Below are 23,750 nucleotides of genomic sequence, written 5' to 3'. Positions count from 1 at the left end.
CGCCAACCACTCGTTTAGTCGCTCAATAATCGCTAATAGGCACGGATGGCGCGAAGGGTACCGCACCCGGCACACTCTCCGCCCGCCCGGAGGCAGGCCGTCCGGGGCCCGCCTATGGTGTTCCGAGGGCGCCGCCCCCGGTCCACGGTCGGCACCCCGGGAGGCGATCGATGCAGGCCATGCTCTCGACATTGCCCGCCGTGCGGCGTTGCGCGGTTGCCGGAGTCCTGTCCCTGGCGCTGTTCGGCGGGGGGTTGCCCGCAGCAGCCGCCAGCCGGCCGCAGCCAGACCTGTCCCGGTTTTACCGGCAGAGGGTGGCATGGGCCGCGTGCAAGGGCCCGGACGTGCCACCGGATCTGCAGTGCGCGAAGGTCACCGTGCCCCTCGATTACTCCCATCCGCGCACGGGAACACTCGACCTGGCGCTGGCCCGGTACCGCGCCACCGGCGCGTCACGCGGCTCGGTGCTCTTGAACTTCGGCGGCCCCGGTGGTGCCGGGATCAGCGAACTGGCCACTGACGGCAAGCAGTTCATGGACCTGACCAACGGCTACGACGTGGTCTCCTTCGACCCTCGCGGTGTCGGTCGGTCCTCGCCCGTCAGTTGCGGCGACGCCGCCTCGCCGGTGACGGGCCGGGGTGCCGACATCAACCATCCGATTGCGCTGCTGCTGGCACTGCGGCAGGCCGCCGAGCAGTGCGCCCGGCACTCCGGCCCGGTCCTGCCCCATATAGGCACCGTGAACGTCGCCCGAGATCTGGACATCATCCGCCAGGCACTCGGCGACAAGAAGCTCAATTACCTCGGTTTCTCCTATGGAACGCGACTCGGCGCCGTGTACGCGGCACAGTTCCCGCACAAGGTCGGGCGACTGGCTCTCGACGGCGTGGACACCCTGACCGAACCGCTGTCCGAGCAAGGCATCGCGGGCGCCCAAGGCCAACAGACAGCGCTGGACGACTTCCTGGACTGGTGTACGACGGATACCGGCTGCCCGTTCGGGCAGGACCGGCGTGCGGCCGGGGATCAGGTCGTGCGGCTCGTACACTCCCTTGACGAGAACCCGGTGCCCACGGGCTTCGGCGGCTCGTTCTCGGGACAGGATCTGGTGGGCGCCCTCGGGCAGGCCCTATACAGCCAGGAGTTCTGGCCCCTGCTGGAACGCGCGCTGGCCTCGCTGGTCGAGAACGGCGACACCCGGGGCGTGCTGAACTTCGCCCCGGGCGGGAGTGCGCCGTCCCGCGACCGCGGGCGGAACGACGGCGGGCCCGTCAACGCCGACGAGGTGCCGGCGGACAACCCGCGGGCCGCACTGCTGGCGATCGACTGCGCTGACGACCCCGACCGGCCCTCCGCCACCCGCCTCATCCAAGACTTGAAGGAACTGCGGACCGCGTACGAGGAGGCCTCACCGGTATTCGGCCGCTACCGGCTCACCCAGCTACTGATGTGCTACGGCCGCCCCAAGGGCACCACCTTCATCCGCAAGCGGGTCAAGGACGTGCATTCGGCGAAAATGCTGCTGGTGGGCACGCGCGGTGACCCGGCGACCCCCTACCGGTGGACCGTGGAGACGGCCGAACGGCTCGGGCGGTCGGCCGTGGTGCTCGACAACAAGGGCGAGGGCCACACCGGGTATTCCTCCTCCAGGTGCGTGCACCGCAAGATCGACGACTTCCTGCTCTACGGTTCCCTGCCCCCGAGCGGCAGCTCCTGCCCCGCGGAGGGGAGCGCTCGGATCGACACCTCAGGCAAGGGCGGAGGAGGAGCAAGCGGGTGACGGCTGCACGTTCGGGCCGACTGGGCCATTGCTCTCAGCTGAGAGTCAGCTGAGGCGCGTAGAGGTCCAGCCAGCGCGCGAGGTCCAAGGTGCGTTCCAGCCCGCGCCGGGCCGCCTGGGTGCTGACCGGTGCGTCACGTTCGGCGGCCACTCGCACACGGTCCCGGTCGACCAGGTCGAAGACGGGGTGGGAGGGGCTGCCGAGCAGATCCCTGGTCTGTTCCTGCAGGGCGCGGGCATACCGCGGGTCCTGGGTGGACGGGTACGGGCTCTTGACCCGTTCGTACACCGAGCGCGGCAGGACGTCCGCGGTCGCCTCCCGCAGCAGACTCTTCTCCCGACCGTCGAAGGACTTCAGGGCCCATGGGGCGTTGTAGACGTACTCGACCAGTCGATGGTCGCAGAACGGCACCCGGACCTCCAGGCCGACGGCCATACTCATGCGGTCCTTGCGGTCGAGCAACGCACGGACGAAGCGGGTCAGGTGCAGGTGGCTCATGCGCCTCATGCGGTACTCGAACTCACTCTCGCCGTCCAGCCGCTCGATGCCGGCGACGGCGGTGCGGTAGCCGTCGGCGACGTACTCGTCCAGGTCCAGGGACTTGGTGAGATCGGGACGCAGGACGTCGGTGTCGTCGCCGAAGTGCCGGCCGAACTGCACCAGCCAGGGAAAGGTGTCGGCGGCTCGCGCCGCCTCGTCGAAGAATTGCAGGTAGCCGCCGAAGACCTCATCGGCGGACTCACCGGACAGGGCCACGGTGGACTTCTCCCGGATGGCGCGGAAGAGCAGCAGCAGCGAGGCGTCCATGTCGCCGAAACCGGCCGGCAGGTCGCGGGCACGGATCACCTGCTCGCGCACGGCCGGATCGGCGAGGGCGTGCGCGTCCAGAACGATGTCTTGGTGGTCGGTGGCGGATAGCCGGGCCACGTCGTGCACGAAGGGCGTGTCGGGGGTACCGCGCAGTTCGTCCGCGACGAAGTTGTCCACCTGGCCGGCGAAATCAACAGCGAAGCTGCGCACCTGCTCGCCCCGTCCGGCTAGTTGGCGGGCGGCCAGCGCGGTCATGGCGGAGGAGTCGAGACCACCGGAGAGCAACGTGCAGCGCGGCACGTCGGCCACCAGCTGGCGGCACACGATGTCATCGAGGAGCGAACGCACGGTGGCGATGGTGGTGGCACGGTCGTCGGTGTGCGGACGGGTCCGCAGTCGCCAGTAGACGCGCGTGGTGAGGCCGTTGCGTCCGACGGTGACGACCGTGCCGGGTTCGACCTCCTGCATTCCGTCCCAGACCGCCTGCCCCGGGGTCTTGACCAGGACGAACAACTCACGCAGGCCGTCCAAGCACACGCGCGGGCGGGCCAGTGGATGGGCGAGGATCGCCTTGGGCTCGGAGCCGAACAGAACGCCGTCGGCGGTCGGGTAGTAGTAGAACGGCTTGATGCCCATGCGGTCACGGATCATCACGAGTTTGTGGTCGCGGCCGTCCCAGAGGGCGAACGCGTACATGCCGTTGAGGCGTTCGGCCACCGCGTCACCCCATTCGAGGTATCCGCGCAGGACGACCTCGGTGTCGGAGTCAGTGGTGAACCGGTGGCCACGGCCCACTAACTCCCGGCGCAGCTCGGTGAAGTTGTACACCTCTCCTGAGTACACGAGGGCGACGTTCCCCTCGGAGGTCGCGACCGACATCGGCTGGCGCCCCCCGGGAAGGTCGATGATGGCAAGCCGGCGGTGCCCCAGGGCAGCGGGGCCCTCGGCCCAGGTGCCGCGGTCGTCCGGGCCCCGGCAGGCCATCGTCTCGGTCATCGCCTGCAACGTGGTGGCCTCGGTGGTGAGGTCACGATCGAAAGAGATCCATCCGGTGATGCCACACATGCGCTACCTCCTGCCTCCGGATCGCCGTGGGGCTCGTTCACCTGCGACTGCAACGCGGAGGCGACCCGACCGGCAAACCAGTTGTACTCAGCATCTATATGCCGAGCAGCCTCCGTCAGCACCCGGGCGCGGTCAACGAGGCTGCCGCACCACAGGCCGCCGGCACCTCATGGTTTCGGCCGCGTTTTGCCTGCGTGACATTCAGCGCACCCCACGCCACCGGGCCGACGCCGTCAGGAACCGGCCAGAGGTAAAGTCTTGCCCAAAAACCTTACGGCTTAAGGCCTTTCAGTCACGAACCAGTCCAGGGCCGCGGTCAGCTCAGCCGGTTTCTCCACCGGCAGTTCATGGCCGGCATCCAGGATGCGCACGACCGCATCCGGATAGGCCTTGGCCATCCGGAGCATCTGCCGCACCGGCAGCTGGACGTCGTGGTAACCGTGCACCATCAGGGTCGGCGTACGGATCTCCCCGGCCCGGTCGAGCAGGTCGAAGGTGCGCATCGCGCCGTACAGGGTCATGACCACCTCGCGCGGGACGCCGGACGACGTGCGGACGTGTTCCCGGATCTCCTCGCGCGGGTATCCGGGTGCGAACGCCCGCTGGATGTTGGCCGCGACGAACAGCTTGAACGGCACCAGAGCGGAGGCCGCCATGAGCAGCGCCCGGCCACGGCTGTACGCCATACGGCCGATCGAGTTCACCAGCACCATCCGCTCCACACGCTCGGGGTGGGCGAGCGCGATGGTCTGGGCGATCATCCCACCCATGGAGTGGCCGACCAACACGAACCGCTCGACGCCCAGATGACCGAGTAGGGCGAGGACGTCCTCAGCGAGCTCGGCGATCGTACGCACCCCGACCCCCGTGCTCGCGCCGTGGCCGCGCAGGTCCAACCGGATCACCCGCCGGCCACCACGGAAATGCGCCACCTGATGGTCCCAGCGGTGCCGATTGGCGGTCCAGCCGTGGACGAGCACCAGGGGTGTGAGCATGGCGTCGCGGGGACCCTCATCGTCGTACGTGAGGGCAGCTCCGGCGACTTCGAGCTGCGGCATGAAGGCCTCCTGCGGGTGGAGTGCGAAGCATTGTGGTTACTGGCGGGTACGGTGACCGGTCGCACGACGTGCCGTCACCGGCGGCAGAAGGATCACCGACGAAACCCATGGGAGTGTCCGCATCGGAAACTCAGAGGCCAACGGGTCCGGATTACCCCGAATGCCGTATACGCGAATCCGCCCTATCGTGCTGTTCATGGAGCACGCACTGAGTCCCGCCACCCTCGCCGAGCTGCGGCGCCCGCGCCCCTACCCCGCGGTGTCCGTGCTGACCCCGACGCACCGCCGCGAACCGGAGAACGGCCAGGATCCGGTCCGGCTGCGCAACGTGGTGACCGAGGCGCGCAAACGCCTGGAAGCCGACCCCGCCGTCTCCCGCGACCGGCGCGCCGACGTCGTGGCACAGCTCGATCGTGCGCTGGCCGAGGTCGATCTGGCGCACGCCGAGGACGGGCTGGTGATCTTCGCCGCCCCGGGCGAGCACCAAGTCTGGTCGCTGGCCCGCACCGTCCCCGAGCGCGTGGTGCTCTCGGACACCTTCCTCACCCGCAACCTAGTCGCGGCGCAGGCCGCCGAACGGCCCTTCTGGGTACTGTCGGTATCGGCGGACCGCGTCACGCTGTGGAGCGGTGGTCCGGAACGGGTCACCGAGGACCGCACTGGGGATTTCCCGCTCACCCGCAGCCGGGAGAACTTCGACGCCGAGCGCCAGGAACGCGTCGGTGATCTGCCGAGCACCTTCAGCGACGAAGACACCCGGCAGTTCCTCCGGGAAGCTGACACCGCGCTGGGCACGCTCCTGCGCGACCAGCCCCGTCCGCTGTACGTCACTGGGGAAGAGGCGGCGCTCTCCTTGTTGGACGAGGTCGGCGGCGCCGCCAAGTCCGCCGTGCAGGTGCGCCGCGGCGGCCTTGCGCACGCCGGTCCCGACGCCGTGTGGCAGGCTCTGCAGCCGGTCTTGGCGGCGGAGACCGCGAAGGACGCCGCCTCCGTGGTCCGGGAGCTGACCTCCGCACGTGGTCACCGGACCTTCGCCGCCGGGCTGGACGAGCTGTGGCAGAGCGCCCGGGACGGCCGGGTCCGGCTGCTCGCCGTGGAAGAGAACTATCAGGCGAGAGTCGGCGACCTCGGTGCCCATCTGATGCCAGCGGGGCCCGGTGCCCTGGATGCCCGCGACGACATCGTGGACGAGATCGTGGAGCAGTGCCTGGAGACCGGTGCCGACGTGCGCTTCGTTCCCGACGGAACCCTGGGCGACGCGAACGGCATCGCGGGAGTGCTGCGGTACTGATGTCCCACCACGTGCCGCCTGGGCCCCCGGAGACCGCTGGGGACCAATCGGAGGAGCGTGGGGGACGCCGGGAGCTCGGAGGCAGCGTTCCGGGGCCGGCAGCGCCCGGAACCGCGACGGGCCCACGGCGCGACCACCGCCGCGGCAGCGGTACCGCCGGAGGCGTCCGGCCCGATTCGCCGAGGCCTGCAACCACGAGTTGCAGGCCCGGCTCGACACCACCCGGCGCGGACGGGTCTCCGACCCGAGGAACCGGGGCGACTGCACGACGTCCGTCGCAGCCGATGCGGGCACCCGGACGGTGAGGTCCGCGGCCACACCACCACAGGCCTCGCCCCGCACCCCGGTGGCCGCCGGGAGCCGAGCGCCCCGGCCTGTCACACTCCACCGAACAGGGCGCTCAACCCCCGCTCCACCACCGCTGCCATGTCTTCCTGCCCGGAGCCCACGACGCCGTAGGTGCACACCAGGAAGCGCCGCAACGCCGAGGCCTGGAACTGCAGCAGGGCGAGACCGTATGGCGAGTGGAACTCCACGACCGTCCGCGTGCGGCCACACGGCCATATTTGCACGTCCCCGTGGCCGGCCGGGGCACGCAGCCCCTGGTCCAGCAGCGAGCGCGCAAAGGTCCAGGTGACCTCCTCACCGTCCAGGGCCGCCTCGGCGGGAAAGTCCACGTAGACGGCCAGAGGATCACACGTGGTGTACCGGAGGGTGGCCGACACCGGGATCTCGCGGTCCTCCGTGGTGATGAGCCGGGCTCGGGCGAGGTGTTCGATGGTGATGTCCATACCCTTATGGAGTGCGCGAGGGTCCCGTCCATGCCGCCAAATCCGGTCAGAGTTCGGCGGGTACCGGCCGGTTGGCGACCTGAGGGAGCATGAGCGCGGCAAACCTGCGCACGGACGCGACGCAGTAGGCACCGGCGTCAGTCGATTTCCTTGGCGCGCCGACCGCTTGAGTCCAACGACGGCTACGTTGCCGGTATCCGCGTTCAGCCGGGGAAGACTCTGACATATGCCGGAAGCACCACCGTATCGTGTGTTGCCAATTTCCCTACAGGGCCCCGACCACTGTGCGACAGTCGTAGCACCCCGTCCTCCCCGGCCGTACCGTCCCCCATCGGAGTGCGTCATGCCGTCCCCAGTCTCCGCGGACCGTCCAGCCGCCCAACCATCCGGACGCGACTCGGTCGAGGCGTTGATCTCGCAGGCACGGCGGCTCAAGGACGAAGTGGACGCGGTGCGTCGGAACACCCGAAGCGACGGCGCGGCCCCAGAGGGACGCTGGCAGCGTGCCCTGTACGACCTCGCACTGCACCACCTCGACGACCTCGACGCTCACCTGGCTCAGTTACGGGACGGTCCGACCTCCGTGTCCCCCGCCCAGGCCGGGCCCGCCCGGACGTCCGCCAGCGGTCCGGCACCGCCCGCCGGCCCTACGTGCGGATCGCTCCTCAGCCGCGTGGGCAGCGCGGAGTGGAACCTGCTGACGGATGAGGCGACCTGGTCGGGCGAGCTGTACCAGATCCTCGGCCGCGACCCGGCCGGTCCCGCTCTCACCCTGGATGACCTGCCCTCTCTCATCCTCGACGAGGACCGGCCCAGGCTGACCGCGATGGTGACGGACTGCCTGGTGGACGGCAAGCCCATCGACGGGGAGTTCCGCGTGGTGCGGCCCGACTCCTGCGTGCGGACCGTACACATGATGGGCGAACCCGTACTGGGCCCGGACGGTGGCACAGCATCGATGTGGGCCGTGTTGCGGGACGTCAGCGCATTGCGCCGCAGCCAGCGCTGCGTACGCGAGACCAGCGAGTCGCTGCAGCGCCACCGCCGGCAGGAACAGACCGAGCACCGGATCACGGCCGAACTACAGGAAGCCGTGCTGCCCCCCTGGCGTGGCCCGCTGCGCCTCCTGCACCAAGGGGCACCGGCTCTGGATCTGGCCGCCCGCCGCTTGCCCGCGGCTGCGCGCGCGTCGATCGGCGGCGACTGGTACGACGCACTGGAACTGCCCGACGGCCAGACCATGCTCGGCGTCGGCAGTCTCACCGGGCAGGGCGTGGCCGTCGCCTCGGGCATGGCCATGTTACTCGGGGCGGTGCGCGGCATGGCGATGAGCGGCGCCGAACCCGGCGAACTGCTCACCATGCTCAACCAGTTGTTCGACACCTCGGTCCAACCCGCCCTTGGCAGTGCCGTCTGCTGCCGCTACCGCGCCGAGAACCGCACTCTGCTCTGGGCCCAGGCAGCACATCCCGTCCCGCTGCTCTACCGAAACGGGACGGGGCACATGCTGAGCCCGCCGGACGGCGTTCTGCTCGGAGCCACTTCGGGCGCCGGCTACGGGCAGGCCATGGCAACCCTTCAGCCCGGGGATCTCCTCCTGCTGCACACCGAAGGCCTGGTGACGGCCCACGACCAGCCGACTGCTGTGGGCCGCCTGCTCGACATGGCCCCGCGCTTCAGTGCGGCGCGCACCGCGCAGGAGTGCGTGCGGGCGGTCGTGGAGGAGCTCAGCAAAACGCGACGTGCGGACGACGTCTGTGTGCTCGTCGCCAGGGTCACCTCGTGAGCTGATCCCGGCGAGGACGCGGTGCACAGTCCCTCCTACGCCGGTGCACTGCCGTCACCCGTGCTTCTCGGATTGGGCAGGGCGAGCCTGATCTCCTCCCGCAGCTCGTGGATCTTCGGGTAGCCGGCGTACTCCGCGGTCAGGCGGTACATCTGCCGCAGCCGGTCCCAGGTGCGCCGGGAGGAGTTCGACCCCATCGACATCAGGGCCAGCCGTGCGTACCGGTCGGCCTGTTCGGGATCGTCAGCGATGAAACAGGCCGACGCCATCGACAGATGGTCGAAGATCTTCGACCGCTCCCGCCCGTCGATGCGTAGGGCGAGCGCCTTCTCCGCGTAGTGCTGGGCGTGCACGGCCGCGCCAGGGTCGAAGTCGGCCAGCGTCCGGTACGCGAGGGCCTGCATCCCGTACAGATCCTCGTCCCTGAAGGTCTGCATCCAGTCCAGTGGTTCGCCGTCGTCCCGGTCGGAGACGAACAGGTCCTCCGCCATACCGAGGGTGCGGCGCATCGCCTGGCCCTTGCCCATCGAGGCCTGGGCCCAGGCCTCGATGGTGTGGAACATCGCCTTCGTACGCGGCTGCAGACGGTCGCCGGCACCGGACTGGGCGAGCTTCATCAGATCCAGTGCGTCGTCCGGCCGACCGAGGTGCACCATCTGCCGGGCCGCCCGGGACAGTGCCTCACCAGCGCGAGGCCGATCACCGCCCTCACGGGCGGCGTGGGCGGCGATGACGAAGTACTTCTGCGCCGTGGGTTCCAGGCCGACGTCGTGCGACATCCAGCCTGCGAGGACGGCCAGGTTGGCGGCGACACCCCACAGGCGCCTCTGGAGGTGTGAGGGGTGACGGTACGTGAGCATGCCGCCCACCTCGTTGAGCTGCCCCACCACCGCCTTGCGCTGCAGCCCGCCGCCGCGGGCCGCGTCCCAGGCACGGAACACTTCGACCGAGCGCTCCAGTTCGTCGACCTCCTGCGATCCGATCGGAGCGGCTTCGAAGCGGTCGAACCCAACGGGGCCGGTGTGCAAGGGGTCGTCGAGAATAGGGGCATCGGCCTTCAGGGCCGGGTCGGTGTGCAGCCAGTCGTGCATGGCGCTGCTGAGTGTGGATCCCGCGGCGAGCGCGGCACCCGCGCCCACCAAGCCGCGTCGGTTGAGCATGAGGTCCATTCCCGTGAATTCGGTGAGGACCGCGGCGGTCCGTTCGGGCGGCCACGGCACTCCGTCGGGGTGTTCCTCGATCCCGTCGCCCTGCCGTTTCCCCGCACGCCCGTGCCGTACCAGACCGAGGTCCTCGATGGTCACGACACGGCCGAGACGCTCGGTGAACAGGGCCGCCAGCACCCGCGGTACCGGATCGCGCGGGATCTCTCCCATGTCGATCCACCGCCGCACTCGGGAGGTGTCGGTCGCCAGCTGGAGGTGGCCCATGGCCGCCGCCTGCCGGTTTACCAGCCTCGCGAGTTCGCCCTTCGACCAGCCGGCCAGGCCGAACAGGTCCGCAAGGCGGGTGTTGGGTTGTCCACTCACGTCAAGCCCCCAGGTTCTCGGCTGAGTTGACACTAGCCCCGTGGAGGTTGCCGGGCGACTATTCGCCAGGGTTCGCCAGGGTTCGCCAGATGGTGTGCCACTGGGCATCAGGTGTCAGGTAGGAACGCGCCACCCCGACCTGGCCGCCACTTCATGTGACGGGTGCATTCCCCAGGGTGCACCCTGGCGGCCGGGCGGGTGGTCGCACGCTCCGAGCACACCGCGCTCCCGACCCGACCGGGCCGGCTGCGGATCGGAGCACGGACTCACAGGCAGGCACAGCAGGCACACGAAGGGATCTGTATCTCCCATGTACGCAGCATCGTCCTCCGTGTCCGCCCCACCCCGGCCGCTGCGTTCTCGTCCGGCGGGCGGAGGACCGTACCTCGACCCGGCAGTGCGTCCGGGTGGCCCCGCGCTGGGCGGGGGCCGGCCCCGGCGGGTGCCGGGCCAGCCCGGCGGCCAACCCCTCAGCGGAAGGCTCGACCTCTCCGGCGCCCAGGGCACGCAACTGCGCTCCGCGATCGCCTCGGTGCACCGGATCTGCCCGGAGTTCACTCCAGTGCAGGTGCTCCGGCGCAGCGGACGGTCCGTCCTCCTCGTGGGGACGACGGGACGCAGCACAGCCGTCGCCAAGTGCCTCCTGGACCACTCGCCCGCCTGGGCCGAGCGGATCCATCACGAAATAGCCGCATACCGCTCGTTCGTCCGGCACCGACCTCCGGTCCGTGTGCCGCGACTGATCGCGGCGGACCCGGACAACTGCACCCTGGTCATCGAACGGACGCCGGGCCGCACGGCGGCCCTGCAACGGCACCCTGCGGAAGCTCCGCCCCGCACGGACATCCGGGCCGCACTGGGCGCCATCTGCCGGGTGAACGCCTGGCGGCCCCCGGCCGGCACCTTCGACGTGCCGTTGGACTACGCGGCCCGGCTCTCCCGGTATCACGAGCTCGGCCTGCTCACCGACCGCGACCTCGGCGATCTGCAGAAGCTCCTGCACGGCATCGCCCACGAGGTGGGCCGGCACGGCATGCTCCAGTTCTGCCACGGTGATGCCCTGCTGTCCAACATCCTGCTCTCGCCGGCTGGTCCCGTGCTGGTGGACTGGGAACACGCCGGCTGGTACCTACCGGGATACGACCTGGCGACGCTGTGGCTGGTCCTCGGGGACGCTCCGGTGGCCCGGCGGCAGATCAGCCAGATCGCCCAGTCTGCGGGCCCGGTTTCCCGGGACGCCTTCCTGGTGAACCTGATGCTGCTCCTCACCCGGGAGATCCGCACCTACGAGACGGCCGTGCAGCGTTCGATGCACGATCCGGCCCCGGCGGCACCGGGCACGGCCCACCCGGGTGCCGCGCCGTCCGGCGAGGAACAGCGGCTGCTGCTCAGGCGGCTGCACGACGACTGTCAGATGGCCCGCAAGGCCGTCCGTGCGGCGGTCGGCACTCGCTGACGGGGACGAGGGTCCGCGGTGTGCCCGGAGCGGCGGCGCACCGCGGACCTTGGTCTGTGCCCTCTCCGGCTCCGGGGCGTGGGTGTGGTGGCCACCGGCCGTGGCGGGCTCCCGGGATGCCGGTCACTGATCTACACCATTGATGCTCCGCAGGTCCGCGTGGCGCCGCAGCGAAACTCGCCGGTCCCCACCGTGACATGGGAAATCGTCGCCTCGAAGGCATGATTGACGGAACGTCGGCAAGCCGGTACCACTGACCCAGCTCGGCGCCGCACGCCCCGCCACGCCCGCCACAGGAGGCCGCATTGCGAGGACCCGCCACCGACCGCACGTCCACGCCCGGCCGCAGGACTCCGCGGCGGACCACCGGACCGCTCGCCTCCGCCGCCCTGCTGCTGCCGCTGCTCCTCGCCGCCCCCGCCCAGGGTTCCACGGACGCCGCCACGGGCAGGTTGCAGCGCGCATTCGCCACCGCGGCGGCCAACTACCACGTACCGCAGCGCGTGCTGCTGGCCGTCTCCTATCTGCAGTCCCGCTGGGACTGGCACGGTGGCGCGCCCAGCGTGAGCGGGGGCTACGGCCCGATGCACCTCACCGATGCCCGAGCCGCGATCGCCACCACGGAGCACTTCGCCGAGGGCACTGAGGACGCCCGTGGCGACGCCGCCCGCGCCGCGCTGCGCCCCACCATCGGGGTGCCCTCCGGGCTGGCGGTTCCGTCCCGTCTGAGGACGCTGCCCGAGGCGGCGCGGCTGGCGGGCATCCCAGCCGGGGAACTGCGCACCGACCCGGCGGCGAACGTGGCGGGCGGCGCGGCGCTCCTCGCGTCCGCGCAGAAGGAACTGGGCGAACCTCCGAGCAGCGACCCGGCGGACTGGTACGGCGCGGTGGCCCTGTTCTCCCGCGCCAATGACACGGCGACCGCGGCGGCGTACGCCGATAATGTCTACGACATCCTACGCACGGGCGAGGAGCGCATCACCGACGACGGCCAGTTGGTCGCCCTGGCCGCACAGCCCCGACTCACCGCCGACACCGCCCAGCTGAGACGGACCGGCCTGCCCACCCTCCCCAAGGGCGGTACCGAGTGCCCGAAGTCGGTCTCCTGCGAGTCGGTTCCGGCGCCGTACACCGAGTTCGGGAACGGCGACTACGGTAACCACGACCTCGGCGACCGTCCGGTGTCACAGAGCATCAAGTACCTGGTCATCCATGACACAGAGGGCACCTGGGACGGGGTGATGAAGCTCATCCAAGACCCCACGTATGTGTCATGGAACTACACGATCCGCTCCACCGATGGGCTGATCGCCCAGCACGTCAAAGCGAAGGACGTGGCCTGGCAGGCCGGCAACTGGTACATCAACGCCAAGTCGATCGGCATCGAGCACGAAGGCTTCCTGGCCAGCCCGGACGCCTGGTACACGGAGGCGATGTACCGGTCCTCGGCGCGGTTGGTGAGGTACCTGGCCAGGAAGTACGACATCCCGCTAGACCGGCAGCACGTCCTGGGCCACGACAACGTGCCCGGTCCGACGGCCTCGGCCATCCCCGGTATGCACACAGACCCCGGTCCGTACTGGGACTGGCGGCACTACTTCCAGTTGCTGGGCCGTCCGTTCAGGCGCACGGCCGGCCGACAGACCGGGCTGGTGACGATCCTGCCGGACTACGCCTGGAACCGCCCCGCCTACACCGGCTGCGCCACCAAGGGCGAGCCTTGCACAACGCACGGTTCCAGCGAGGTCCGGCTGTACTCGGATCACGATGTAAAGGCACCGCTCATCAAGGACATCGGACTCACGACGGACCCGACGACAGGGGTGAACGACCTGTCCTCCCGGGTGTCCACCGGCCAGCAGTTCGCGGTCGCCGGCCGCTGGGGCGACTGGACGGCGATCTGGTACCTGGGGCAGAAGGCCTGGTTCCAGAACCCTCGCTGGCAGCCGGCGGCAGTCCCCGCGAGAGGGTTCGCGGTGACCCCCAGGGACGGCTTGGCCGGCGTCCCGGTGTACGGCCGCGCCTACCCGGAGAAGGGTGCGTACCCGGCGGGCGTGCCCACCCAGTCGGTCGTGCCGCTGCCGTACACGATCCCTGCCGGGCAGAAGTACGTGGTGGGTGACGAGGTGCCGGGAGAGTACTACTACGCGGTCACCTTCACCACCGGTTCGCACCGGGTCGTGGTGGGCAAGGACCTGTACTACGAGATCCAGTACGGCCACCGGGTCGGGTTCGTCCGCGCCTCGGACGTACGGCTCGAGGGCTGGACCCGGTAGCAGAGTGTCAGCCCTGCTGGAAAAGCTCCGCCGGGAGCGGCTTCAGCAGGGCGTACAGGTCATCGGTGATGGGGCGGTCCCAGGCGGCGATGGTCACCAGGACGCCGTCGCTGCGGTCGAACTGCACGCACGAGATCCGGCTCTCGGAGAGCTTGAGCCGCCGCACGATGAGCAGGTTGTCGCCCTGGAGGACCGGTGTGTCCTCGGACTCGACGACGGTGACCTCCTCGTCGTTCTCCAGCGCCAGCAGCAGCTGAGCCACCTCGAAGGGGACCTCTCCCTCGGCAACTTCGCGGGCCGGGGAGTGCTCCGGCAGGTTGCCGATGATCATGGCGGGGCCACGGCCGCCGAAGAGGTCGTAGCGCAGGAAGACACCCTGGCAGGTGCCGTCGGGGGCGGGCAGCAGGCCCGCGCCGAGGTTGCCCGGCCAGTCGCCCGGGTCCATGGCCAGCACGTCGAAATCGGGTCCGGCGGGAGTGGCGCTGCGGCGGCGGAGGAACGACATGCGGCCATGGTACGTGCCCGGGACCCGGAGGGTGACCTGCAGGCACCTGGGGGGCGGCACCGGTGGGCGGGGCTCCCGCACACGCTCCGGGAGGTCACGGCTCTGCTCCCTGTTCCGTTCCCCCCGTTGGCTGTGCCGCCCGGGGGGACGGAGCGAGCAGGCGGTGAAGGACCTCGATCTGCGCTCGCATGAGGTCGGCGCGCACCGCAGCGGGTGACTCGCGCAGGTGTTGCAGGGACCAGCGGTCGAGGCATTGCAGGACGTCACCCACGAGCGCCGCCTGCAGGGATGCGGGCAGGTCGTCGCGGACCGCGCCGCACTCACGGCCGACGGCCAGCGCTTGGGTGAGCCACGTGTGGATCGAGCGCAACACCTCACGCAGTACGGTGCCCTGCCCATCGGGCACGTCCGGCAGATAGAAGAGCTTCCCGGCCTCGGCGTACCACTGTTCCCGGTCGGCAGCGGCAAGGACGTCGTTGAGCAGTGCGGTCACCCGGTCCCAGAAGTGCGGGCCGGCCAGTTCCCGCGGTGCGGGAACGCGGAGCCTGCGGGCCAGTGCACCCGTCGCCTCCCGTACCACCGTGTCGAAGAGCGCTGCCTTCGATCCCATGTAGTGGTAGAAGGAGCTCTTGCTCATCCCACAGGTGTGGATGATCGCGTTGAGTGACGCGTGCTCGTACCCCCTGGCTGCGAATTCCCGCGCGGCCACCTCCAGTAGGCGCCGACGGCGCTCCGGGGCGAGTTCACCTGCTGCCATGGGAGCAGCCTAACCGCCGTGTACCAGCCGGTCCAATCCCTGTTATGGTCACAGTGGACCACCTGGTCCACAAGACGGGAGGGCGCATGCGGACAGAGACGGACGTGACGGAACAACTCAGACTCGCCCGGGAGGACCCGTTCCGGGTGCTGATCGTCGGCGCCGGAGTCGCAGGCCTCACCCTGGCCCGGCTGTTGCGGCTCCGCGGGCTGCATCCGGTTCTCGTCGAACGCGCGGCGCCGGAAGGAGAGGACGGCTACATGCTGGGGCTGATGCCGTTCGTCGACCCGGTGCTGCACGACCTCGGCGTGCTCGACCGGTACCTCGAAGCCAGTGTCGAAATGCATCAGTACCGCTTGCACGGCGCGTCGGGGGCGGTGCTGAAGGACTACTCCCTGGACGATGCGATCGGCAGGTTCGGCCACTACCGTGGCATCGAACGCGGGCACCTGCTCCGCGTGCTCGGCGTGGAGCAGACGCCCGTGGCCTACCGGACCACGGTCACGGAAATCGTCCAGGACGAGGGCCTGGTGCACGTCACCCTGGCCGCCGGAGGGAAGCAACTCGCCGTCGACGTCGACGCGCTGATCGCGGCCGACGGACTTCATTCGGCCACACGGTCACTGGTCCTCGATCCCCGCCAGGTGCATCCCTACGACACCAGTTGGGGCGGTTGGGTGGCCTGGACCGATTCCGACGCCGACGCATGTGGCCGTTACGAGGAGACATGGGGTGCGGGGTGCTTCATCGGCCTCTATCCCGTGCTCGACCGCGTCGGGGTGTTCGTCGGCGGACCCCGCGATGTCACCTCCGCGGGCCCGGCCGCGTTCGCCCAGCAGGTCCGGCGCGCGCTCCGTACGCTCGACGGCCGCCATGCCCGTGCGCTGCAGGCCGTCGCAGACGCTTCCGACGCCTACTTCTGGGACATGTCCGACGTACGCGCCTCGACGTGGACCGCCGGCCGCGTAGCCCTGTTGGGTGACGCCGCCGCAGGGTTCCTGCCCACCGCGGGCGTCGGAGCGGCGATGGCGATGGAATCCGCGGCCGTCCTGGCCGGGAACCTCACCACGGGCAACGCAGCCTCGGTACCGGACGCGTTGCGCGCCTACGAGGCCCGGCAACGCCCACGCGTGGAGACCGCCCAGGACAACTCCCGCCGCCTCGCCCGGCTGATGTTCCGCCGCGGGCGGACGATCTGCCGGGCACGCGACGAGGCCACGCGCTTCGTCGGAGTGAACACGGCCCTTGGCCCCATCCGGAAGCTGCTCGCGGAACGCGCCCCGTCGGCACACCCCTCCCCCGGGCGCCCGCACCGGATGCACTGACCGGCCGACCGCCCCGACCGGGCACCGGGAGGACCATCGGCCGCCGGGCGTTCGCCACCCGGCGGCCGGTCGCGCGACCACTGGACTCGGGCCGCCCGTGCGAGGTCGCTCAGGTGAGGTCGAACTCCCCTTCCCGCGCGCCGCACACGAATGCGCCCCACTCCGCAGGGGTGAAGATGAGGGAAGGGCCCTCGGGGCGGCCGCTGTTGCGCATGGCGATGAAGCCCTCGACAAAGGCGATCTGGACATCTCCCAGACCTCGGCTGCTGGACTGCCACTCGGCCCCGCTGAGGTCCAGCTCCGGCTTGTCCCAGCCCGCGAGCGACTGCTGCTGCTGGATGGTGCTCTCGGCCACGTCCGTGCTCCTCCCGGTTCGTCATCCGCGGCCAGCCTAGCGAGCGCTCACGACGCCCAACAGGCCGCCTGGGAAGGACTTTCAGGAGTCCGGCGGTTCGCTTCCCACGAGCCACATCGAGAAGAACTGCGCGCCGCCGCCATAGGCGTGCCCCAGCACCCTGCGAGCCCCTTCCACCTGGTGTGCTCCAGCCTGTCCGCGCACCTGGAGGGCCGCCTCGGCGAAGCGGATCATGCCGGAGGCGCCGATCGGGTTGGCGGACAGCACACCGCCGGACATGTTGACGGGCAGGTCCCCGTCGAGTGCGGTCGCACCGGACTCGGTGAGCTTCCAGCCTTCGCCCTCCGCGGCGAACCCCAGGTTCTCCAGCCACATGGGCTCGTACCAGGAGAACGGCACGTACATCTCCACGGCGTCGATGTCCCGGCGAGGGTCGGCGATGCCGGCCTGCCGGTAGACGTCCGCGGCGCAGTCCTTGCCGGCCTGCGGCGAGACGAAGTCCTTGCCCGCGAAGAGGGTCGGTTCACTGCGCATGGCGCCGCCCAGCAGCCAGGCGGGCGGCCGGGGCGAACGGGCGGCCCCGGCGCGGCCGGTGAGGACCATCGCGCAGGCACCGTCGGAGGACGGACAGGTCTCGGAGTAGCGGATGGGGTCCCACAACATGGGTGAGGCCTGGACCTTCTCCAAGGTGATGTCGTGTTCGTGGAGGTGTGCGTAGGGGTTCTTCAGGGCGTTGCACCGGTCCTTGTAGGCGACCAGGGAGCCTACGGTGCCGGGTGCGCCGCTGCGCCGTATGTACGCGCGCACGTGCGGGGCGAAGAAGCCGCCGGCCCCGGCCAGCAGGGGCTGCTGGAAGGGGATCGGCAGGGACAGGCCCCACATGGCGTTCGACTCGGACTGTTTTTCGAAGGCGAGGGTGAGCACCGTGCCGTGCACACGGGCGGCCACCAGGTTGGCGGCGACGAGCGCGGTCGACCCGCCGACGGAGCCTGCCGTGTGCACGCGGAGCATGGGCTTGCCCACGGCCCCGAGGGCGTCGGCGAGGTACAGCTCGGGCATCATCACCCCCTCGAAGAAGTCGGGCGCCTTGCCGATGACCACGGCCTCGACGTCGGCCCAGGTCACCTCGGCGTCCCTCAGGGCCCTTTGTGCCGCCTCGCGGACGAGTCCGGCGATCGACACGTCCCGGCGGGCTGCCACGTGCCTGGTCTGGCCGATGCCTACGACGGCCACGGGCTCCTTGCTCATCGGGGATCCCCTTCGAGTACGGCGACCAGGTTCTGCTGCAGGCAGGGGCCGGACGTGGCGTGCGCGAGAGCACGGTCGGACTCGCCACTGTGGATCCGGGCGGCGGCCTCACCGATGCGGATGAGGCCGGCAGCCATGACCGGGTTGGCGGCGAGCGCCCCTCCGGAGGGGTTGACGCGGACGCTGCCGTCGAGCCGGAGCGCCTTGCGCAGGATCACCTCCTGCGAGCTGAACGGCGCGTGCAACTCCGCCGTGTCGACCGGCCGTTCGAAGGCTCCGGCGTGTTCGGCGGCGAGCCGGGCGGACGGCGAGTCGGTGAGGTCGCGGACGCCGAGTGCGTGGGCCTCGATGCGGTGGTCGATGCCGCGGATCCAGGCGGGCCGCTCGCACAGTTCCCGGGCCCGCTCCCCTGCGGCGAGGATCACGGCGGCGGCGCCGTCGCTGACCGGCGGGCAGTCACCGGTGCGCAGTGGCCGTACGACGTAGTCGCCCTGGGGGACGTTCCCCGTGAGTTGGGCATGTGGGTTGGCGGTGGCGTCGGCGCGGCTGCGTGCGCCGACGGCCGCGAGCGCGGTTTCGTCGGTGTCCCCCGCGTCCACGAGCGCCTGTGCCTGGAGCGCGGCCAGGGCCACCGCGTCGGGCCACAGTGGGGCGAGGTAGTACGGATCGAGCTGGCGGGTCAGCACGTCCCGGATCGACCCGGATGAGGATGTGCCGTAGGAGTACACGAGGGCGGTGTCCGCGTCCGTGGTCAGCAGCTTGGTCCAGGCCTCGTACAACGCCCAGGCGCCGTCGGCCTCGACGTGCGACTCGGAGATCGGCGGCCAGGCGCCGACGCCGTCCAGGGCGAGGGTGAAGGAGAAGGCGCGGCCGGCCAGGTAGTCGCTGGAGCCCGAGCAGGTGAAGCCGATGTCCGCGGCCTTGAGGCCGGTCCGGGCCAGCACCTCGTGGAGCACCGGCATCAGCATCTCGACTTCGGAGGACTCCTCGGTGGAGCGGCGGTGTTCGGTCTGTGCGAAGGCGACGACGGCGACGTCCCGGGGGGTGGGGGCTTCTTCACCGGTCACAGCAGCTCCCTGTAGGTCTCGTAGTCGGCGTCGGGCTCGCCGCTGGGCCGGTAGTGGTCGGGGTAGCGAGCGTCCTCCGTCCACACGGGTTCCACGCGCAGCCCCATGCGGACCTGGTCGTAGGGGATGCCGCCGATCCGGGCGTGCAACGCGAGGTCGGCACCGTCCAGGGCGATGTGTGCGTAGACGTAGGGCACTTCGATGTCGAGGTTCTTCGCCTTGATGTTCACGATGCAGAACGTGGTGACCGTGCCCCGCGGACCCACTTCGACCCGTTCGGCCGTGGCGAGGCCGCAGGTGGGGCACGCCCCCCGCGGCGGGACGTACACCTTGTGGCACGAGGGACAGCGCTCGCCGACGGTGCGCCGCTCGGAGAGGGCATTGATGTAGGCGGATTGGGCGCGGCCGGGCGTGTAGGTGTAATCGAGCCGGGCGGGGGTGACGATCGCGGTGAGCGGGTTCCCGAACGCACCGCTGTGCCCGGTCGGTCGGCCCGGTCCCCCTTCGTGGGGCTCGAAGCAGGCGATGTCGGTGATGGCCCCGGTGCGCTCCCGGGCCCAGCGGACGCGCACCCGCATACCCGTGTGCACGCTGTGCGGGCCGGGGGCGTCGAGGGCGTGCAGCAGGGCGGTGTCGGCACCGTCGAGGCGGACCAGGACCCAGGCGAACGGGGTCGCCAGGGGCTGCCCGCGGCGGGGGGCGGGGTTCCAGGCCCAGGTGGTGACCGTGCCGGTGGGGGCGACTTCCACCAGCTCGCCGATCTCCTCGGCGGTGACGGGGTCGTACTCGACGGGCGGGACGAGGGTACGCCCGTCCGTGGTCCGCACCCCGAGGACGACGCGTTCGCGCAGGCCGGTGAGGAAAGCGCTTTGGACAGGGCCGAGGGATCGGGTGAAGGGGAAAGCGACGACGAGTGGTGCTTTGAGCACTTCGGGCACGGGCGGGCTCCTCGGGTCAGGCGCGCTTGTAGAGGGGGGGTCGCTTCTCCGCGAAGGCGCGGGCGCCCTCCTTGGCGTCGGCGGTGTCGAACACGGGCCAGCCGCGTGCGAGTTCGGCGGCGAGTCCGTCGGTCTCGGTCATCTCGGCGGTCTCGTACACGGACGCCTTGACGGCCTCGACAGCGAGCGGACCACACGTGTTGATCCGTCCGGCGACCTCCAGGGCCCTGGCCAGCGCGGTGCCGTCGGGGACGACATGGCCGATCAGCCCGATCCCGGCGGCTTCCCGAGCGCTGTAGGGCCGTCCGGTGAGCAGCATTTCCAGGGCGTGGGTGCGCGGGATCTGGCGTTGCAGTCGCACGGTGGAGCCACCGATCGGGAACAGCCCGCGTCTGACCTCGAACAGACCGAAGGTGGCGGACTCGCCCGCGACCCTGATGTCGGTGCCCTGGAGGATCTCGGTGCCGCCCGCGACGCAGTACCCTTCGACGGCGGCGATCACTGGCTTGCGGGGGCGGTGATGGCGCAGCATCGCCTTCCAGTGCAGATCGGGGTCGGCCGTGAGCCGGTCGCGGTACTGCTGCCCCTGCATGCCGTCCCCGGCCAGCGCCTTCAGGTCCATTCCGGCGCAGAACGCGCCGCCCGCGCCGGTGAGCACGATCGAACGGATCGCGTCGTCCGCGTCGGCTTCGATCCAGCCGTCGTAGAGGCCGACGAGCATCGCAAGCGAGAGCGCGTTCCTGGCGTCGGGCCTGTTCAGCGTGAGCACCAGTGTGGCGCCTTCGCGCCGCACGGTGAGGTGTTCCGTCCCGCCCATGGGCCATCTCCCCTCGGTGAGAACCAGAACAGGTTGCAGGAGCTGGGGAGGCACTTCAAGAGTTTTCTGACAGCTAGTCAGATTTATTGGTGCGAGGCCTTCACACTTGCCTCCCGCTTTGCTCTGATGACCGGCGAACCGGTGTTCGCGACTTTCTTCGTCCGGTTGCTTCGTCCGGTCTGCCGGGGTCAGGAGGAGCGGTGGAGTACAACCTTGCTGATCTGTTCGAATCGGTCGTCGACGTGGTCCCGGACCGCGAAGCGCTCGTGTACCTGGACCACCCCGGCACGGGCGCGCGGCGCCGGCTGACCTACGCGGACCTGGATGCCGCCGCCAACCGCGTCGCACACCACCTGATCGACAGCGGAATACGGCCCGGTGAGCACCTGGGCATCCACCTGTACAACGGCGTCGAGTACCTACAGACGGTGCTGGGTTGCCTGAAGGCAAGGGTGGTCCCGGTCAATGTCAACTACCGCTACGTCAAGGACGAGCTGGAGTATCTCTACCGGGACACGGACCTGGTCGCGCTGGTCTTCGACGCGGAGTTCGAGGACCGGGTGGCGGGCGCGCTGCCGCGCTCCCCGGGGTTGAGGCATCTGCTGCGGGTGGGAGCGGGGACGGGGCGGGCGCCGGAAGCGGTGCCGTTCACCGATGCCGAGGCATCAGCAGCGGCCGGCCGCGGTTTCCCGGTCCGCTCCGGGGACGACCGGTTCATCATCTGCACCGGTGGCACGACGGGCCTGCCCAAGGGTGTGATGTGGCGTCAGGAGGATCTGTTCTTCGCCGGCCTAGGCGGCGGAGCGCCGACCGGCGAGCCGGTGGGGCGGCCCGAGGAGTTGGCCGAGCGGGTGGCCGCGGGGGGCTCCGGGATCACCTTCTTCCCCACTCCGCCGTTGATGCACGGCACCTCGACGCTCACCGCGTTCATCGGCTTCAACTTCGGCCAGCGGGTGGTGCTGCACCGGAAGTTCGTACCCGGGGAGGTACTGCGGACCGTCGAACAGGAGAAGGTCACCAGCATGTCGCTGGTCGGCGACGCGATGCTCCGGCCGCTGATCGATGAGCTGAGCGGGCCGATGAAGGACACCGACTGCTCGTCCTTGGTCAGTGTCTCCTCGTCGGGCGCGATCATGTCAGAGACGGTACGCCGGCAGTTCCGGGCACTGGTCCCGAACGCAGTGCTGTTGAACAATTTCGGATCCTCGGAGTCCGGGTTCAACGGGACGGCGACCGAGGACTCCGGGCCCGAGCGTGGATTCCGCATCCGGGTCAACTCGCGCACGCAGGTGGTGGACCCGGTGACGCACGAGCCGGTTGCCGCCGGTGAGACCGGCCGGGTCGCCCAGTGCGGCCATGTCCCGCTCGGCTACTACAACGACCCGCAAAAGACCGCGGAGACCTTCTTCGAGCGGGGCGGGCAGCGCTGGGTGCTGCTCGGTGACATGGCGACGGTCGACGAGGACGGAGTGGTGACCGTGCTCGGCCGGGGCTCTCAGTGCATCAACACCGGGGGTGAGAAGGTCTATCCGGAGGAGGTCGAACAGGCGCTCAAGGCACATCCCGACGTGTACGACGCGCTGGTGCTGGGGGTGCCGGACGCAACGTGGGGCAACCATGTGACGGCCGTGGTGCAGCTGCGCCCTGGAGCGCGGCGCCCCTCGCTGGCCGACATCCAACGCCACTGCCGGACCCGGCTTGCCGGTTACAAGATCCCCCGCCAGCTGGTGATCGCAAAGACCGTCCAGCGGTCACCGAGCGGCAAAGCGGACTACCGCTGGGCCCGGAAGGTGGCCGCGACGGACCTGTGAGGCCCGGGCGGAGGTTCACCGGCCGGGACGGGCTCCGCCGCGGGGAGGAAGGCCCTTACGGTCAGCCTGGTTCACCGGGGGCGGCGCAGCCCGCGCTCAACTACCGACTGGCCGCCGATCAGCCGCCGAGAAAGGCCAGCGCGCGGCGGACGAATCGGTCCGGATCGTCCAGCCAGGGGTAGTGTCCCGCGCCGGGCTGGACGGTGAACACGGCGTTCGGGAAGGCTTCGGCGGTACGGCGGGCGAGGTCGGGGCACGGGCCGCCGTCGAGCGCGCCGGCAAGTACCAGGACCGGTGCGGCCAGGCCGGCCAGGCCGGCTCGGGTCGGGGCCGGCGTGAAGGCGCCCTGGGCGACGTATGCCTCGGCGGCCTCCTCGTTGGTCTGCTCCGGCTCGGTGTCCGAGAGGGCTCGGGCCGCGTCGTCCCAGCGGCCGTAGAAGAACGGCAGGAACACCTCGTCGAAGTCCGCCCCGTCCGTCAGCCAGGCCCGAAAGGCCGGGAACGCCGCCGCGAACCAGGGCTCGTCCGCGCGCAGCCGGGCCGCGGCCAGCCGCTCCTCGGCTCTCGCCCGCATGCCCAGGGCGGCCGGGTTGGGGGTGATCAGCAGCAGCCGCCGTATGCGCTGCGGGTAGCGGGCCGCGTAGAGCATCGCCAGGGCGGCGCCCGCCGAGTGGGCGAGCAGATCCATGTGCTCCAGGCCCAGGTGGGTGCGCCATGCCTCCACGTCCTCGACCATTCGGTCACACCGGTACCTCGCCGGGTCCGCCGGCACCGCGGAATCGCCGGTGCCCCGCAGGTCGAGCAGGGCCAGAGTGCGGTGCGCGGTCAACCCGCCGAGGTCTCCCAGATAGGCGGAGGCTCGCATGGGCCCGCCGGGCAGAACAGCGAGGGGCTCGCCGTCCCCTCGCAGGTGGTAGGCGAGCCGGGCACCGTCGGCTGTGGCGAAGGTCGGCATGGAGATGATCCTCGGGCTCGACCCACCGGTGCGCAACGCATTTACAGTGGCCGGTGGCGAGTGGAGCGGTAGGCAGGCCGGGCACCCGCAATCCGGCACAGCTTGTGGCTGATCAACCGTGTGTAAGG

19 protein-coding genes are annotated in these 23,750 nt (G+C 70.3%); 7 read left to right on the top strand and 12 right to left on the bottom strand.

The annotated features are described in order from the left end of the window. Positions 1–170 precede the first annotated feature (170 nt). Positions 171–1,781 (top strand): alpha/beta hydrolase, encoded by a 1,611-nt coding sequence (locus tag LK06_RS30670; protein WP_039651796.1) that lies wholly within the window; start codon positions 171–173, stop codon positions 1,779–1,781. Positions 1,782–1,815: 34 nt separating this feature from the next. Here the strand turns inward: LK06_RS30670 and asnB are convergent, their stop codons facing one another. Together asnB and LK06_RS30660 are read right to left on the bottom strand one after the other, a co-directional pair. Further along, entirely contained in the window at positions 1,816–3,657 is a 1,842-nt protein-coding gene (gene asnB, locus LK06_RS30665; RefSeq protein ID WP_039651798.1) for an asparagine synthase (glutamine-hydrolyzing), read from the bottom strand. 278 nt (positions 3,658–3,935) lie between these two features. After that, entirely contained in the window at positions 3,936–4,715 is a 780-nt protein-coding gene (locus LK06_RS30660; RefSeq protein WP_039651799.1) for an alpha/beta fold hydrolase, read from the bottom strand. A 196-nt stretch (positions 4,716–4,911) separates the two neighbouring features. On the opposite strand from LK06_RS30660, the gene LK06_RS30655 reads away from it, so the two are divergent. Next, the gene (locus LK06_RS30655) at positions 4,912–6,006 is read left to right on the top strand and encodes a baeRF3 domain-containing protein (protein ID WP_039652197.1); all 1,095 of its coding nucleotides are present in this window, start codon (positions 4,912–4,914) and stop codon (positions 6,004–6,006) included. A 377-nt stretch (positions 6,007–6,383) separates the two neighbouring features. Here the strand turns inward: LK06_RS30655 and LK06_RS30650 are convergent, their stop codons facing one another. Further along, the gene (locus tag LK06_RS30650) at positions 6,384–6,797 is read right to left on the bottom strand and encodes an SsgA family sporulation/cell division regulator (RefSeq protein ID WP_039651801.1); all 414 of its coding nucleotides are present in this window, start codon (positions 6,795–6,797) and stop codon (positions 6,384–6,386) included. 343 nt (positions 6,798–7,140) lie between these two features. On the opposite strand from LK06_RS30650, the gene LK06_RS30645 reads away from it, so the two are divergent. Continuing rightward, complete coding sequence (locus LK06_RS30645; protein ID WP_039651802.1) at positions 7,141–8,583, top strand: PP2C family protein-serine/threonine phosphatase; 1,443 nt, start codon at positions 7,141–7,143, stop codon at positions 8,581–8,583. 35 nt (positions 8,584–8,618) lie between these two features. On the opposite strand, the gene LK06_RS30640 is transcribed toward LK06_RS30645, so the two are convergent. Beyond that, complete coding sequence (locus LK06_RS30640; RefSeq protein ID WP_039651804.1) at positions 8,619–10,112, bottom strand: DNA-binding protein NsdB; 1,494 nt, start codon at positions 10,110–10,112, stop codon at positions 8,619–8,621. A 310-nt stretch (positions 10,113–10,422) separates the two neighbouring features. On the opposite strand from LK06_RS30640, the gene LK06_RS30635 reads away from it, so the two are divergent. Then, positions 10,423–11,568: an aminoglycoside phosphotransferase family protein gene (locus tag LK06_RS30635; RefSeq protein WP_039651805.1), complete on the top strand. Its 1,146-nt coding sequence runs from the start codon at positions 10,423–10,425 to the stop codon at positions 11,566–11,568. Positions 11,569–11,873: 305 nt separating this feature from the next. Then, on the top strand, positions 11,874–13,844 hold the full coding sequence (locus tag LK06_RS30630) for an N-acetylmuramoyl-L-alanine amidase (protein WP_039651806.1): 1,971 nt from the start codon (positions 11,874–11,876) through the stop codon (positions 13,842–13,844). Between the two features lie 7 nt (positions 13,845–13,851). On the opposite strand, the gene LK06_RS30625 is transcribed toward LK06_RS30630, so the two are convergent. Next, entirely contained in the window at positions 13,852–14,349 is a 498-nt protein-coding gene (locus LK06_RS30625) for a hypothetical protein (RefSeq protein WP_039652198.1), read from the bottom strand. A 94-nt stretch (positions 14,350–14,443) separates the two neighbouring features. After that, complete coding sequence (locus LK06_RS30620; RefSeq protein ID WP_052269873.1) at positions 14,444–15,106, bottom strand: TetR/AcrR family transcriptional regulator; 663 nt, start codon at positions 15,104–15,106, stop codon at positions 14,444–14,446. A gap of 86 nt (positions 15,107–15,192) precedes the next feature. On the opposite strand from LK06_RS30620, the gene LK06_RS30615 reads away from it, so the two are divergent. Further along, positions 15,193–16,431 carry an FAD-dependent oxidoreductase gene (locus LK06_RS30615; RefSeq protein ID WP_039651807.1) on the top strand — a complete coding sequence of 413 codons (1,239 nt, stop codon included), beginning with the start codon at positions 15,193–15,195 and terminating at the stop codon, positions 16,429–16,431. A gap of 109 nt (positions 16,432–16,540) precedes the next feature. Here LK06_RS30615 and LK06_RS30610 read toward each other — a convergent pair whose 3' ends face one another. The 5 genes from LK06_RS30610 to LK06_RS30590 form a co-directional block, all read right to left on the bottom strand. Beyond that, entirely contained in the window at positions 16,541–16,786 is a 246-nt protein-coding gene (locus LK06_RS30610) for a DUF397 domain-containing protein (protein ID WP_039651808.1), read from the bottom strand. 81 nt (positions 16,787–16,867) lie between these two features. Further along, entirely contained in the window at positions 16,868–18,034 is a 1,167-nt protein-coding gene (locus tag LK06_RS30605) for a thiolase domain-containing protein (RefSeq protein WP_043434660.1), read from the bottom strand. Next, a complete protein-coding gene (locus tag LK06_RS30600; RefSeq protein ID WP_039651810.1) occupies positions 18,031–19,101 on the bottom strand; it encodes a thiolase domain-containing protein in 1,071 nt (356 codons plus the stop codon). Before LK06_RS30600 ends, LK06_RS30605 begins: the two co-directional genes overlap by 4 nt. Continuing rightward, the gene (locus tag LK06_RS30595; RefSeq protein WP_039651811.1) at positions 19,098–20,039 is read right to left on the bottom strand and encodes a Zn-ribbon domain-containing OB-fold protein; all 942 of its coding nucleotides are present in this window, start codon (positions 20,037–20,039) and stop codon (positions 19,098–19,100) included. The genes LK06_RS30600 and LK06_RS30595 overlap by 4 nt, the downstream gene beginning before the upstream one ends. Before the next feature lie 16 nt (positions 20,040–20,055). After that, entirely contained in the window at positions 20,056–20,856 is an 801-nt protein-coding gene (locus LK06_RS30590; protein WP_039651812.1) for a crotonase/enoyl-CoA hydratase family protein, read from the bottom strand. Between the two features lie 200 nt (positions 20,857–21,056). Here LK06_RS30590 and LK06_RS30585 point away from each other — a divergent pair, with 200 nt between their 5' ends. Next, entirely contained in the window at positions 21,057–22,667 is a 1,611-nt protein-coding gene (locus LK06_RS30585) for an acyl-CoA synthetase (protein ID WP_039651813.1), read from the top strand. A 118-nt stretch (positions 22,668–22,785) separates the two neighbouring features. Here the strand turns inward: LK06_RS30585 and LK06_RS30580 are convergent, their stop codons facing one another. Further along, positions 22,786–23,622: an alpha/beta fold hydrolase gene (locus LK06_RS30580; protein WP_043409403.1), complete on the bottom strand. Its 837-nt coding sequence runs from the start codon at positions 23,620–23,622 to the stop codon at positions 22,786–22,788. Positions 23,623–23,750: the final 128 nt, after the last annotated feature.

The sequence above is a fragment of the Streptomyces pluripotens genome (assembly GCF_000802245.2).
Lineage (GTDB): Bacteria > Actinomycetota > Actinomycetes > Streptomycetales > Streptomycetaceae > Streptomyces > Streptomyces pluripotens.
The sequence above is the reverse complement of the archived record's forward strand: the minus strand, read 5'-3'. Positions and strand labels throughout refer to the sequence as shown.

Coding starts and splice junctions, on each gene's coding strand:
- LK06_RS30615 (WP_039651807.1), top strand. CDS start 15,193: ATGCGGACAGAGACGGACGTGACGGAACAACTCAGACTCGCCCGGGAG.
- LK06_RS30650 (WP_039651801.1), bottom strand. CDS start 6,797: ATGGACATCACCATCGAACACCTCGCCCGAGCCCGGCTCATCACCACG.
- LK06_RS30635 (WP_039651805.1), top strand. CDS start 10,423: ATGTACGCAGCATCGTCCTCCGTGTCCGCCCCACCCCGGCCGCTGCGT.
- LK06_RS30580 (WP_043409403.1), bottom strand. CDS start 23,622: ATGCCGACCTTCGCCACAGCCGACGGTGCCCGGCTCGCCTACCACCTG.
- LK06_RS30660 (WP_039651799.1), bottom strand. CDS start 4,715: ATGCCGCAGCTCGAAGTCGCCGGAGCTGCCCTCACGTACGACGATGAG.
- LK06_RS30605 (WP_043434660.1), bottom strand. CDS start 18,034: ATGAGCAAGGAGCCCGTGGCCGTCGTAGGCATCGGCCAGACCAGGCAC.
- LK06_RS30625 (WP_039652198.1), bottom strand. CDS start 14,349: ATGTCGTTCCTCCGCCGCCGCAGCGCCACTCCCGCCGGACCCGATTTC.
- LK06_RS30670 (WP_039651796.1), top strand. CDS start 171: ATGCAGGCCATGCTCTCGACATTGCCCGCCGTGCGGCGTTGCGCGGTT.
- LK06_RS30645 (WP_039651802.1), top strand. CDS start 7,141: ATGCCGTCCCCAGTCTCCGCGGACCGTCCAGCCGCCCAACCATCCGGA.
- asnB (WP_039651798.1), bottom strand. CDS start 3,657: ATGTGTGGCATCACCGGATGGATCTCTTTCGATCGTGACCTCACCACC.
- LK06_RS30655 (WP_039652197.1), top strand. CDS start 4,912: ATGGAGCACGCACTGAGTCCCGCCACCCTCGCCGAGCTGCGGCGCCCG.
- LK06_RS30620 (WP_052269873.1), bottom strand. CDS start 15,106: ATGGCAGCAGGTGAACTCGCCCCGGAGCGCCGTCGGCGCCTACTGGAG.
- LK06_RS30590 (WP_039651812.1), bottom strand. CDS start 20,856: ATGGGCGGGACGGAACACCTCACCGTGCGGCGCGAAGGCGCCACACTG.